We start from the raw sequence: 13,585 nt of genomic DNA, 5'->3' as shown, positions 1-13,585 counted from the left end.
AAACACGGATTAGGTAGGAGGCGATCGCTTCGCGCAGCCCAACTCAAAAAAGTTGCGATCGCCTTAGTTGGAGTAATCTTCTACGACGTTGGCTGCAACTCATCCAAACGCGCTAAAACCTCTGTGCTATGAATAGCAGGTCTCACCCCAAGAAATACCTCCCGCAGGGTTCCCTTGGGGTCAATGATGAAGGTGTGGCGCAGGGAAACGAACCCCATCCAAGAACCATAAGCCTTGCTCACTTGACCATCAGTATCCGCAAGAAGAGGAAATTTCAAACCCTCTGAATCACAAAATTCGGCGTGAGACTCCACATCGTCAGCGCTAACGCCAAGAATCTGCACATTTCTTTCCCTGTATTTGGGCAAATCTTGCTGAAATCGACGAGCTTCCAAGGTGCAACCTGAGGTGAAATCCTTGGGATAGAAATAGAGAACAACCCACTTGCCGCGATAGTCAGAAAGTGACACTTTCCCATCGCCCGTATTAGTAGGCAGTGTGAACTCTGGTGCAGGTTCATTGATGGCAGGTTGCTTGCCGCCGAGGGCGTTGGCAGTAGGTGTGAAATTCAACCAAGTTACGAGGGTAAGACAAATCGCTAAGAGACTACTCAAAACAGTGCGACGAGAGATCATGACTAAATCTAAGGGATAGACTTAACATAAGTTTACATTTTTTTGACTCACTCATTAGACCTCTTGCAAAAGTCGAATTGACCTCCTCGTATGAGCTCCGGCTCATTCCCCCCGAAACGGGGGGAGGAAATCTTACTCCCTCTCCGTTTCGGGGACCGGAGCTCATACGAGGATTGGGGAGGGGTTCTTCGTATTTTTGCAAGAAGTCTATTAGATGACTCCCGCTTGTGTACGACGCCTGTCACCAGGGGAGCCATGATTTACCGTAGTCAGTTAAATGAATCACACCACCAGCGTTCGATATTATTGTGCCTCTACAAAAAATTGTCTGCAAATAAATAAAACGGGTTAGGGTTGAGCAAGTTTAAAACTGTAACTCCTACTGTGAACTCTGCTTACTTGCACGAGCAAGCTGCTCAGCAAAATAATTTTCCTGATACTGCAATGACTTGGCTAATTGCATACCTTTCTGGAAAACATCCAGAGCTTGAGAATACTTTTTCTGCTCTAAATAAATTTGTCCCATTTTGTCGTAAGTATTCATCAAACCATAAAAGTTATAAGACTGCTGCTGTGTCTTGAGCAGCACATCATAAACTTGTAAAGCAGAATCCGATTGATTATGAGAATGATATAAAGCCGCAAGTTTTTGGAGTGCCTCGCTCGCATAAGCCCACTGACGCAACGCCCAAGCTAACTTATAGGCGTCTTGATAGTTTTGACTCGCTGGATCGGGTTGATTGAGAGCTTCGTAGTCAGTCGCGATCGCAATTTTCAGAGCGGGTACACGCGGATCGGTGGGGGGGTAAGTCGCTGCCAATTTTTGCTTCATCCGTAAGGCATTTTCCGGCTGCTGGGCTTTGTTGTAGACGTAAACCAGCTGTTCCAGATAAACGAGTTCATTAACGCGATCGCCCCGTGATTGAGCTTGAGTTAGCAATTCTTCATAAATGGCTACCGCTTGCGGGTAGTTGAACCAATCCATGTTCAATTGAGCCAGGGTTTTGAGCGTCGTCTCTTGCGCTTGGGTATCCCCTTGCTGACGCTCCTGGGTCAAAATTTGCTGATACACTTTAACAGCAGGTTCTGGAAATCTCACCTGCTGGTAAGCCTGCCCCAAGGTTCGCAGAAGTTCTAGATTCAGCGCCTTTTGATCTTCAGCCTCTTTCTGAATCTCCTGCAAACGCCTCGTAATCACCTGTGTGTCAAACTTGCGCGTGTTTTGCCAAGCCATCTCTCCGACTCGCCCTAGTGCTTGCACTTCCTCCACTCGCCCTAACGCCCGTCGCAGTCGTAGTCCTCGATACCAAACCTCAAACGCCTCATCTGCCTTTTTTTCTTGGTACAAAGCGGCGGCTTGGGCATCTAACTCATCAATAGAAGCTTGTAATCTCGACTGTTCTTCTGGGCTGAGAGTACCCCGCTTGGGCAATCGAGGCAACAGTGGATCAGGTTTCGTTATCTCCAGGGGGTTGACTTTGAATTCCTCTGGCTTAGGCTTCTCTGGGGCTGCCAATGTCACTGAACTGAAGCACAGCAGGAACGTGGCAATCCATAACCCGCCTCTGCCCCAGTTGAGAAGTTTAAGTTGTAAAGAATTTAATATCACTTTAGCCATAACGAATTTACACCCCAATTGACGCTTAAATTAAAGCGAGAGTTTCTGTTGATCGCTTGACAAGCTGTACCCACTTTTTGCCCTGATATAATAACCACTCATGACTCAGCTAGTAAACCGTAACCGGATAAAGTTACAGGCATCTCGCCAGTTGTTTTCCCTACTCTTCGTTCTGGTGCTAACACTGCTGAGTTTCCTAACAACGGCTTGTTCTCCATCCCAAGCGAGGACAGCAGAACAGCGGACATTTCGCGACCTTTCCCTCGATTTCTTAGGCGAGTACCGACTCCCCAAAACGAAATTTAAGGATACCCCTGTTGGGGGGTTATCGGCTCTAACCTACGATCGCCAGCGCAATAAATTTTACGCCCTTTCCGATGACCGCTCTCAATTTGCCCCAGCTCGGTTTTATACCCTAGCACTCAGTGTCAAGCGCACTGACAAGGGGGAGATTGGCATTGAAAAAGTAGACGTGGAAGATGTTACCTTCATCACCGATGAGAACGGCAAAAATTATGTCCAAGGGAGTATTGACCCTGAAGGCATGTCTCTCTCTCCCAGAGGAACCGTGTTTATTTCCAGCGAAGGCGTGCCCTCCTCAGGAATTGCTCCTTTTATTCGGGAGTTCGATTTAAAAACCGGACAGCAGCGCAGTAGCTTAATGATTCCAGAACGCTATCTCGCCCCTGAGGACACTAAGGATAAAGAAAAACAGGAACAACCGCCTCGCGGGATTCAAGATAACTTAGGATTCGAGGCGTTGACATTGGAACTAGGCAGCTTAGCTGGAGGAAATGGTGACCCGTTTCGCCTATTTACTGCAACTGAGTCTGCACTATGGCAAGACGCCTTACCCCCGAAGTCGCAAGAGTCCGCTCGGATTCGGCTGATGCATTATTTAATCGGCCCGATTAGTCGCCCAATGGTGGTAGCTGAACATCTCTACCTACTCGACCCTACTCCGGCGGGTGCGATCGATAATGGTTTAACGGAGTTAGTCACCATAGATATGGGAGGTCACTTTCTCTCGCTGGAACGTACTTATGGTGTATTGGGAGCCAATGCCAAAATTTATCAGATGGCGATGAGTGCGGCAACAGATACCTCAACAATTGAAACGCTCAAGGGTGATGTTTCCAGAATCGATCCTGTCAAGAAAAAGTTACTGTTGGACTTGAGTGAATTAGGGATTTATCTAGATAACTTGGAGGCAATGGCACTGGGGCCACGTCTGCCCGATGGTAGCCAGAGTTTACTTTTGGTCAGCGATGATAATTTTAGCGACACTCAGATTACGCAGTTCCTTTTATTCCGCCTGAAAGGGTTGTCAACGGCCCCCGATTAGAAATGAGGGCTTGCAGCCTAAATGCTGAAGCCCGGAGTTGACCAGAAGAATGGTGGAAACACCTCTGTTCACGAGGTAATTCCAACTTGCTTGCCATCGCGCATACATCGTTCTGAGTTAGTTACTCGTAATAGAAATGCAGGTTTTCGATTAAAGGTGAATCATCAAAAACTAAGATTTTAGGTGTAGAGGGAACAGGAGACGAATGGATTTTTATTAAAGGCTAATCAAATCAATAGCCAAATCCGAATCTCTTTGCTGCAAAAAGGGGAAACTGTGATTGGTTAAACCCAAATTGCTAACTCTACTTATCTGAAGTTTACCCTACTCAATCCAGGCACGACAATAACCGATATTCAAACCCTTTTGCACCGTATTAAGCAATTGGGGGAAGAATTGGAAAAGGCGGATTACAAGCAGTAATAGTTAGTGTCTTTGCCTAATTTCGGGTATCAGTAATTTCTGCCTGAGTATACTGGGAAAATGGAAGATGTGATCGCATCTCCCATTTCCAGAACAAGCGATTGCCTACGGCACCAGCCAAGCTGATCGCATTTTTTACTTCATCACTCTGACTGTTGAGGTTGGGCGATACGGGCTTCAATATCCTCTAAGGTTTGCAGCAGCAGACGCTTTGCCTGTAATTCCCAGCCCCATTTCTGAATGCGGTACGCGGCAACAGCTCCAGCAACAGCGACGATATAGCCTACCCATTGCACGAGGGAAATGGCTCCGAGTAAACCCAATCCAGCAATTCCCCAAAAGGGTAAGGCAACGGTTTGACGTTGTTCTTCAACGAGTTTGGGCAAGCCGCCAGATGACATTTGTGCTGCTAATGCTTCACGGCAACGACGTTGCTGTTCCAGAGGGACAGATAGACCAATCTTACGGCGGAGTTTCTCCATTTTGCGAGCATCCGTGCTGTATTCGGTTAGCTCATCTTCTGCCATTTTGATTAGGCGATCGAGTTGTTCCATGATGTGACTCCTGCGGCTGTAAATCTTGGTTATGGGCTAGGAGTAAGTTTAAAGCACTCTACATCGCTTCACTTAAATACTATCTGGCTAGAGACTCAAGTTCTGGACTAATGTAAAAATGAGACACTTAGGATATTGCTGAATACTTGTGGCAAATGCTATTGGCAGACTATGCAACTTGAAATAATTTCCCTACAGTCTTAGGCTCTGGCAGAGGTTTACCTTCTTCAAGAGTTGTCTCAATTAGAAGGTCTAGGACTTCCTGAGCATTCTTAAGAGCTTCTTCATAGGTATCTCTGTGAGTACAAGGTTGCATTACATCCTCAAATTCAGGCAGGAATACAACGTAGCATTGGTCTTCATCTGACCACTGAATAACGATTGTGTATTTCATTCTTCTGTATCCTCCTCGTCCATTTCCTTAAGTGTCTCAAGTGCCTCGTTTACTTGCTTTTCTAAATAAGGTTTAGCATCATCACCATCTTTGGCAGCTACGATGATTGCTTTAGGCGATTTTGGATGAATCCATTTACTGTGGTTACCTTTTGCAGGTTTATGAAAAAATCCTGCTTTCAAGAGTAAGCTTTTCAATTCCCCCAGGACTTACGCATTTTCTGGATTAATACACCATCTTCGTAGGGGCACGGCAATGCCGTGCCCCTACATGTAGCGGATAGCGTAGCCAGTTGCGTAAGTCCTGTCCCTGATTTTCTTTGGCATAAGCTAGGTGTGTTCATCGCTCCTCACTTCCCACAGTTCTAACTTTGCCTTTCTAATTGCTCTAATTCTTCCTGACAAACTCCCTCATTTTCTCGTCTGAATCATTCTCTGCCCTGTCCTGCAAGAGGGGTAGAGTCTGGGGACGATCGCGATATTGCTTGATGATTATCTCAAGTGCTAATTGCCGAGGGTTGTCTTGCCTGTCTTCTTTTCGCTCAAAGTGGTCATTGAGGGCGCGATCGCATGAAAGCTAGGCGTCAACAATATTTCTGCCTTATAAAAGAGCTGAAAACAGCAAGGGTGAGCATTGCCCACCCTACAACTAATATTAGCTAAACTTTTGCCTCAGTCTAGTAGCTTGAACAGGTAGAAAACTTACCCAGCGTGTCGGTTTGCAATCTGGATTTGATTGTCGGCAACTCTATCTTCGCTGGTAATATCAAAATCTAGGTCTGGAGGAGCTTCCCTATCTTCTTCATTTTCATAGTTAAAGTCATCTAGGGTTTTTGAGTCGGCATCTCCTCTGAGTGCCTCTGAATTAAAACTTTCAGGGTTTGGACTACTACCTGTTTTTGACTCAGCATCACGTCTGAGCATTTCTGGATCGGAGCTTTCGCCTACTGCTAAATTAATCAGTCTATCTTCTTGGGGGTTCATTTTTGGCTCTTTTGTTAAAGCTAGATTACCTATAGCGTTTCTCAGTTACCTGTACCGCACGGTAGGGGCTAAGGCATTCGTGTCCCTACGAAGTCTTACATTGCTGCATTCCATCCAATTGAGAACCGCTATATTTACACAAGGTAGGGCTTGGCTAGCATCCTTTTCCTCTAGCAACTGATAGAGATCTTGAGAAAGTCAGTTGATTTCTTGGAAACAGAGGATGAAACCACTTAGTATGACTACCCTTACCAAGAGTGCAAGTGAAATCTGCCTTCAGCAACAGGCTTTTCAACTCCCTGCTTTTCTTACGCATAAGCTAGGTTTGCCCGATCGCTCCTCACATCCCACAGTTCTAATTTTGCCTCACTAACTGCTCTAATTTCTTCCTGGCAAACTCCCTTAATTGCTCATCAGGGTCATTCTCTGCTCTGTCTTGCACAGGGATAGAGTCTGGGGATGGTCGCGATATTGCTTGATGATTATCTCAAGTGCTAATTGCCGAGGGTTGTCTTCCGAGTCTTTCTTACGCTCGAAGGGGTAATTGATTGAGGCGGCAGATAACGCTGCCTTTGTGGCAGAATTCCAGAAAATCTTTGCATTGTCCAGAAATGCGATCGCGGCTATAAGTCCGCATCTACTGGTTCTTTGCTGGGCAGTCGCAGAACATTTTTCAGGGAATCTTTAATTAAATTTTTCGCCCAGTCTTTAGTGGCGTCCTTTGCCAATTTTTCCAAGGATCTTGACCCTTATCAATTAACACTTGTAGCCATTTTCGCTGCCCATATTTTTCTTCAAATTTATCTAAAAATGACATTAAATTACTGTAGACACTTTTATAGCCATCATCAAAAAAAATAATGATGGGCTTCTGATTCAAATGCTCAGCAGGAATGCTTTTTGCTCGCGGTAAAAAATAATCGTATACCTCTTGGCTACTTATAAACCAATAATTGTGCTTTAATAAATAGGTTTAAAAAAGTTTCTAATTCAGGTTGAGGATAGTCCATCTCAAAGGGTTTAACCTGAGGCGCAGAAGTTTCAACACCAATGATGCCATGAAACCTCAAAAGAGGGATTTTGGATGTTGTTAACTCTAATGTTAACCAAGTGAAAGACAAAAAAAATGTCAATCCCAGCCCAAAATAGGCGAGAAAATTTTTTGAATTAAACTTGAGGAATTTCATTTAGTTTCTTTGATATCAACCAGGAGCATCATTGCCAAGGAAATCCTCAGGAAACGGTTCCCTCGCCTCCAGCCAAGTGCCAGCACCCAGTGCTGTGGCTACTTTAGGAGGAGACACAGTGATGGAATTGCTACTGCCTGCTCAATACCTCTAGGAGTCTGGCTATCCAGGATATTCTCAACAACTTGTTGCAAAAATTACTCAGCCGATATCGATTTTCCTTCACCCACCCGAAAGACTAACCATGCTCCAACCTCACTAAAACTCCAGTCAAAGCCAATGACATCCGTTCTAGAGGTTTCATGGTTTTCCCGTTTGCATCTTCAGTTAGGTTCAGTCTGAGTTTTACAATTATTGATAAAGTTTGATGAGAATTCTGAGAAATAATTAATGACGCATTCTACCGATATTGCCACCTTAGCCCGCTGGATGGCCGCTGATTTTAGCAACCAAGAGCAGGCGTATGCTAATCCCCCCTTCTTTGCCCATATTCGAGTTTGTATGCGTCCCCTGCCGCTTAATCTGCTCGATGGAGTCAGTTTTTTTCTTGAACAAGCCTACGACTATGCGCTAAACCAGCCTTATCGGTTGCGGGTGTTGAAGTTACTGACAGTAGGCGATCGCATCGAAATTGAAAATTACAAAGTTAAGGACGAAAAACCCTTCTACGGTGCCTCCCGTGACATCGCACGTTTGCAAACCCTACAAGCCGAACAGTTGGAGAAACTTCCCGGATGTACCTTCCAAGTTGAATGGACGGGTAACAGTTTTAAAGGTGAGGTTGAGCCGGGTAAGGGCTGTATGGTTGTGTGGAAAGGTGAGGAAACCTATCTCGACAGCATGTTCGAGATTGATGAACATAAATTTATCAGTCGCGATCGCGGACGCCACCCCCAAACCGATGAACATATTTGGGGTTCGATCGCCGGGGAATTTCAATTTGTCCGTTGGGCGAGTTTTGCGGATGAGGTAAAGGTTTAACAGGCTTTGTGCCTCAGTGATGCGTTAGTTATTGAATACAGGTTTTCTGTAGGGGCAAGGTATGATTGCCCCTGCGGTGTGGTTGATGGAACTGAGAACGGCGATAGTTTCTGACAATGAGCGATCGCGCCGTTGGGTTGAGAGGTTGCGATTGCCTATGGCTTTACTCGTAGCTGATCGCGTTGCTGAGGGGTTGAGGGCTAAGATTCGTCTAAGTCTTCATTTGGGTTTTCAGTCAGACTGGCTATATCCTTGCCCTCAAGAATCGTTCTTTCAAGATTTGCTCCTTCAAGATCCGCCCCCTCAAGAACCGTCCCTTGAAGATTCGCCTCGTAAAGATTCACCCATTTAAGATTTGCCCCTTGAAGATTTGCCCCTTGAAGGTTCGCCTTGTAAAGAATCGCTCCTTGAAGATTTGCTTCTGCAAGATTCGCATCTGCAAGATTTGCAAAATTAAGTTCTGCATTCTTAAGGTTAGTAAAAGCAAAATTTGCACCAATAAAGTCTCTGACATATAGAAGGCAATCTTGCAAATTTAGAAAACTAAGGCACTTAAGAGCCAGTACATTCTCTATCCCTATCCTCTGACCTTGTAACCTTGAAATCCATGTACCAAAAGTATTACGATACTGCCAGTCAATTTCTGAATTTGCCTTTGTCACTCTTGCACAGGCATTTAATACAGCTAATAAAGCTTCTTCCGTATTCCGTGCCTGAAGCAGTTCTATGTGAAAATTATATCGAGGTATTTGGCTTTCCAGAGGTATTCCATCATCTAGCATAAACTCAATCAGGCCACATAAGCTCTTTTGCCAATTGTGAACATCTGATTGATTTTGCAAACGTATTTCATCACAGATGAATTTAAATAAGTATTCATCCATTTCGGAAAGATTGCATAGAGTTACCCACCTGACAAGAGCATCTCGTTTATCACATCCTTTCCGAAAGTTTTTCTTACGTTCCTCTAGTTCTTCATGAATAAGTCTAACTTCCTCTACAATCCGTTTTGCTATCAGATACTCACCAAAGCTTTTGTGGGTAAATTCAAAAGTATTCTCTCTATTCCTTACCTCTCCACTGGCACGAAAATAAAATGCAGTTAACAGACGAATGACACTGGCGTTCGAGTCTTCATTAAAGCTTTCCTGAAAGCGGTTCAAGATATTCATTAGACCGCTGTTTTCGCAATGTGTTTCGATTTCTCTTACTGTGGTTGTCCTGCCATATCCATGCCAGCAAGCCAGGGCAATTTCTTCAAGAATAGCGATAAACTCGTGTTTCTCAATTCCTTCAGTCACACGATACCCATGCTTTTCATACCCTCGTTCGTAAACGGCCTCTAGCAAATCCCCATAAATTTCATTCAGGTTAGTCTCGTCTGAAAATTGCAACTTATCCCGCTCAATAGTGAGAGCAACCAGATAATTCAGCAAAGGTTGAGCCGTAATCTCAAGCAGATTAGGTTGATCTAATTCTGGTGGTAATCCGCTATATTTTTTACCTTTTACGTCACCATACAACTGCCACCAAAGCTGCCGTTGATCTTCCTCCAGCAACTGTTGCTCATCAACGTAGTTCTTGTCAGTTCTCTCTTCTTTTGCAACAAAATAGGAAAAAAGATGCAGAATTTGATGCGGTTTACGAAACTTACTGTGATTTGCCTGCACGACCAGTTCACGCCCACTGATTAAAACCTGCAAGCGAGGTACATGAGCATTAAATTGAGCAATTTGAGACCTGACTTCCTCTACAAATTCTCTGGCTGCTTCCTCAGCAACTTTGCCCTGCATCGATAGCTCATCCAAGCCATCAAAGATAATCAACAACCGCGATTCACCATCTACTCTATCTAAAGGATTGTGAGGCAAGAAACGTTCAAGCTGGACAAACTCCCCCACTGCTTTCACCAAATCATCCGAGAGTTTAAACAGGTGTAGGGGAATTAACAGAACCGGAATTTCTCCTTTTTCTGCCTGTTGTGCGGCAAAGATTTTAGCAAAGGAAGACTTGCCACTCCCTGGCCCCCCGCTAATTAAACGGATGGCATCATCTGGTTTAGCTTCCTGCAACCAAGTTTCTAGTTCACTATTTAAGTCAACAACCACTCGCTCATACTGTTTCTCTTCAGCGATACCTCGTTCTAATTTATGCTCCGGTTGTCCCTCAACCTCACGCTTGTAGTAAGCTCGTAACGACACATAAACCTGTTTCAGGCTGAAGGATTCCAAAAACATCGGTTCATCAACTCGCTTTTGCAGCCATGCCCGATACCGCAACCATCCTTGTTCTCGTTCACTCGCTTGCGTGAAGGGTGTATCCAGTTCCTCTTTTAGGGCAGCATAGTCTTGTTTATGAGTCCGCCACTCCTCATTGAGAGCAAAAACAAAGTAAGCCGGAAGCCTATGGCTAATATTCTCCGCCTCAACCTTTTTCTCAACAAACTGGTTGAGACGGTACCCAAACCTGGTAAATTACCGAAGTAGCGGTAAGTAAAGTTTTTTGAGCAATTATGAAAGTCCTGGTTATTGGCGGGGATGGCTATTGCGGTTGGGCAACCTCACTTTATCTTTCCAACAAAGGCTATGAAGTCGGCATTATCGATAGCTTGGTGCGCCGTCACTGGGATCTGGAATTAGGTGCTGACACTTTGACACCGATCGCACCGATTCAGCGACGCCTTCAGCGCTGGAAAGACCTCACCGGTAAGTCGATTGACCTGTTTGTTGGCGATATTACCAATTACGAGTTCCTGATCAAAGCACTCCATCAATTTCAGCCAGAAGCGATCGTCCACTTTGGTGAACAACGGTCAGCACCCTTCTCGATGATTGACCGCGAACACGCTGTACTCACTCAAGTGAATAATGTTGTAGGCACACTGAATTTACTGTATGCCATGCGACAAGATTTCCCCGATTGCCACTTGGTGAAGTTGGGGACGATGGGTGAGTATGGCACACCAAATATTGATATTGAAGAAGGCTATATTACCATCGAACACAACGGGCGCAAAGATACCCTTCCCTATCCCAAACAGCCCGGAAGTTACTACCACCTCAGCAAAGTTCATGACAGCCACAATATCCACTTTGCTTGTCGAGTTTGGGGATTACGCGCCACTGACTTGAATCAAGGGGTTGTCTATGGTGTCCTCACCGAAGAAACGGGCATGGACGAACTTTTGATCAACCGCTTAGACTATGACGGCGTCTTTGGGACAGCCCTCAACCGCTTCTGTATCCAGGCAGCCATTGGTTATCCCTTAACCGTATATGGTAAAGGTGGACAGACTCGCGGCTTTTTGGATATTCGGGATACGGTGCGCTGTGTGGAAATTGCGATCGCAAACCCCGCCGATCCCGGTCAATTCCGTGTGTTCAACCAATTCACTGAACTCTTCAGCGTGGGCGATTTAGCCGCGATGGTACAAAACGCAGGCACAAAAATGGGACTTGATGTCAGCGTTAACCACATCGATAACCCCAGAGTTGAGTTAGAACAACACTACTTCTATGCCAAAAACACCAGTCTTTTGAGTCTGGGTTTAGAACCTCACTATCTCTCTGATTCTCTTCTCGATTCCTTACTGAACTTTGCCCATAAGTATCAGCATCGTGTGGACAAAAACCAAATCTTGCCCAAAGTATCTTGGCGTCGATAGGTGAGAACGTCTACAGTAACGGGGTAATCGTTTTGGCGATTACCTCTGTTGTTTGAAGATGCAATTGATGTGAATATAAAACAGGTTATCCTCTTACTATTTGTCGTACTTCCAGGGTTGGGAGCGTCGGCGATTAGTGCCTACTACCTATTGCCAGATTGGACAGCGCTCGACAAGAGTCATAAAAATTATCAGAGAATCGCTCAATCTCCAACTTCTCGCGAACGCGACCTATTGATTGCTCAAGCTGCGGAGAACCGACACAGAATTAATTGCTTTGCTGAAGGCATAGGAGTCCTTCTCGGTGGGGTCATCATGGCGATTGGAATTCATGGCTTGTGCACCCTCCCTAATCAAGAAAAGACATCTTGAAATGAGATGAAATTTAACTACAGATAGCCCCTAATCCTCATGAGAATCGCTCTATTTACTGAAACCTTTTTACCCAAGGTTGATGGCATCGTAACGCGCCTATGTCACACCGTCGAACATCTACAGCGTAACGGTGACCAAGTATTGGTTATCTCCCCAGATGGCGGGCTGACAGAATACAAAGGAGCCAAAATTTACGGCGTCTCTGGCTTCCCACTGCCTCTATATCCAGAACTCAAACTTGCTCTGCCACGCCCGTCCATTGGGGTTGCTTTAGAGGAATTTCGACCGGATTTGATTCATGTGGTCAACCCAGCTGTCTTAGGGTTAGGTGGGCTGTATTATGCGAAGATGCTGCAAATTCCTTTGGTGGCGTCTTACCACACCCATCTGCCTCAGTATCTCCAACATTATGGGCTGGGGATGTTAGAACCGGTGATGTGGGAGTTAATTAAGGCTAGCCACAATCAAGCCCAGCTCAATTTGTGTACCTCGACGGCAATGATCGAGCAGTTGAGAGAGCATGGTATCCTCCACTTGGACTTGTGGCAGCGAGGGGTTGATACGGAAACGTTTCATCCCAGCTTAGTTTCCCAGGAAATGCGCTCGCGCCTCTCTCAAGGACACCCCGAAAGCCCGATCCTCCTCTATGTGGGGCGTCTTTCGGCAGAAAAAGAGATTGAGCGCATCAAGCCCGTTTTAGAAGCCATTCCCAACGCCCGTCTCGCCTTAGTGGGAGATGGCCCCCATCGCAGCGCCCTGGAAAAACACTTTGCGGGCACACCCACCCATTTTGTGGGCTACCTTACTGGAAAAGAATTGGGTGCGGCCTTTGCTTCCTCTGATGCCTTTGTCTTCCCTTCGCGCACAGAAACCCTGGGCTTAGTGTTACTAGAAGCCATGGCAGCCGGTTGCCCTGTGGTCGCTGCACGTTCTGGGGGTATCCCTGATATTGTCACCGATGGGGTGAATGGATACCTGTTTAACCCAGCCGATGAACAGGGTGCAATCACAGCCACTCAACGTTTGTTAGAACGGCAAGAAGAACGGGAAACCCTGCGCCAAAACGCGAGGGCGGAAGCCGAACGTTGGGGCTGGGCGGCAGCGACACGCCAGTTGCAAAATTATTACAGAGCCGTAGTCGTATCCCAGTCAATGTCATCAGCCGCATGACCTTTAGCCATCGCTAATACATATCGCTGACGGTCTGGAGAGCGTCATTGTAGCCCACCAAACTAACAAGGTAGGGTGCGTCTCGACGTACCCTACGATTCGAGTTGCGGTGTCAATCTTTGGACGATTGGGGGCATCAACCCTTGTTTTACTTCCAAGGAGTGGATACATTCGTAGGTAGGACTACTGATATTCAGGAGTTCCAGTTTACAAATGTTATCATCTAATTTTTTAGGTGTCATACCATCTTTTGACC

12 protein-coding genes are annotated in these 13,585 nt (G+C 45.7%); 5 read left to right on the top strand and 7 right to left on the bottom strand.

Features of this window, described 5'->3' with window-relative positions; genetic code table 11:
• Positions 1 to 80: 80 nt before the first annotated feature.
• Together NDI48_05140 and NDI48_05135 are read right to left on the bottom strand one after the other, a co-directional pair.
• Positions 81 to 635, bottom strand: a complete 555-nt coding sequence (locus tag NDI48_05140) for a peroxiredoxin (protein ID MEP0830591.1) — start codon at positions 633 to 635, stop codon at positions 81 to 83.
• Positions 636 to 1,014: 379 nt separating this feature from the next.
• The gene (locus NDI48_05135; protein ID MEP0830590.1) at positions 1,015 to 2,253 is read right to left on the bottom strand and encodes a hypothetical protein; all 1,239 of its coding nucleotides are present in this window, start codon (positions 2,251 to 2,253) and stop codon (positions 1,015 to 1,017) included.
• Positions 2,254 to 2,353: 100 nt separating this feature from the next.
• Between NDI48_05135 and NDI48_05130 the strand changes: the two genes are divergently transcribed.
• Positions 2,354 to 3,598, top strand: coding sequence for an esterase-like activity of phytase family protein (locus tag NDI48_05130; protein MEP0830589.1), 1,245 nt, complete (start codon positions 2,354 to 2,356; stop codon positions 3,596 to 3,598).
• A gap of 566 nt (positions 3,599 to 4,164) precedes the next feature.
• Here NDI48_05130 and NDI48_05125 read toward each other — a convergent pair.
• The 4 genes from NDI48_05125 to NDI48_05110 all read right to left on the bottom strand — a co-directional run bounded on the left by NDI48_05125 (position 4,165) and on the right by NDI48_05110 (position 5,952).
• Complete coding sequence (locus NDI48_05125) at positions 4,165 to 4,575, bottom strand: hypothetical protein (GenBank protein MEP0830588.1); 411 nt, start codon at positions 4,573 to 4,575, stop codon at positions 4,165 to 4,167.
• A gap of 169 nt (positions 4,576 to 4,744) precedes the next feature.
• Positions 4,745 to 4,969, bottom strand: a complete 225-nt coding sequence (locus tag NDI48_05120; GenBank protein ID MEP0830587.1) for a type II toxin-antitoxin system HicB family antitoxin — start codon at positions 4,967 to 4,969, stop codon at positions 4,745 to 4,747.
• Positions 4,966 to 5,151 (bottom strand): type II toxin-antitoxin system HicA family toxin, encoded by a 186-nt coding sequence (locus tag NDI48_05115; protein ID MEP0830586.1) that lies wholly within the window; start codon positions 5,149 to 5,151, stop codon positions 4,966 to 4,968. The genes NDI48_05120 and NDI48_05115 overlap by 4 nt, the downstream gene beginning before the upstream one ends.
• Before the next feature lie 519 nt (positions 5,152 to 5,670).
• Positions 5,671 to 5,952, bottom strand: a complete 282-nt coding sequence (locus tag NDI48_05110; GenBank protein MEP0830585.1) for a hypothetical protein — start codon at positions 5,950 to 5,952, stop codon at positions 5,671 to 5,673.
• A 1,577-nt stretch (positions 5,953 to 7,529) separates the two neighbouring features.
• Here NDI48_05110 and NDI48_05105 point away from each other — a divergent pair.
• Positions 7,530 to 8,120 carry a chromophore lyase CpcT/CpeT gene (locus tag NDI48_05105; protein ID MEP0830584.1) on the top strand — a complete coding sequence of 197 codons (591 nt, stop codon included), beginning with the start codon at positions 7,530 to 7,532 and terminating at the stop codon, positions 8,118 to 8,120.
• Between the two features lie 200 nt (positions 8,121 to 8,320).
• Here NDI48_05105 and NDI48_05100 read toward each other — a convergent pair whose 3' ends face one another.
• Positions 8,321 to 10,357 (bottom strand): pentapeptide repeat-containing protein, encoded by a 2,037-nt coding sequence (locus NDI48_05100; protein ID MEP0830583.1) that lies wholly within the window; start codon positions 10,355 to 10,357, stop codon positions 8,321 to 8,323.
• Between the two features lie 275 nt (positions 10,358 to 10,632).
• On the opposite strand from NDI48_05100, the gene NDI48_05095 reads away from it, so the two are divergent.
• The 3 genes from NDI48_05095 to NDI48_05085 are packed head-to-tail and all read left to right on the top strand — an operon-like array spanning position 10,633 to position 13,329.
• A complete protein-coding gene (locus NDI48_05095) occupies positions 10,633 to 11,784 on the top strand; it encodes an NAD-dependent epimerase/dehydratase family protein (protein ID MEP0830582.1) in 1,152 nt (383 codons plus the stop codon).
• Positions 11,785 to 11,832: 48 nt separating this feature from the next.
• On the top strand, positions 11,833 to 12,156 hold the full coding sequence (locus NDI48_05090) for a hypothetical protein (GenBank protein MEP0830581.1): 324 nt from the start codon (positions 11,833 to 11,835) through the stop codon (positions 12,154 to 12,156).
• A 39-nt stretch (positions 12,157 to 12,195) separates the two neighbouring features.
• A complete protein-coding gene (locus NDI48_05085) occupies positions 12,196 to 13,329 on the top strand; it encodes a glycosyltransferase (GenBank protein ID MEP0830580.1) in 1,134 nt (377 codons plus the stop codon).
• Positions 13,330 to 13,585 lie beyond the last annotated feature (256 nt).

Origin of the sequence: Microcoleus sp. AS-A8, assembly GCA_039962225.1 — a bacterium.
Taxonomy (GTDB): Bacteria; Cyanobacteriota; Cyanobacteriia; order Cyanobacteriales; family Coleofasciculaceae; genus Allocoleopsis.
The sequence above is the reverse complement of the archived record's forward strand: the minus strand, read 5'-3'. Positions and strand labels throughout refer to the sequence as shown.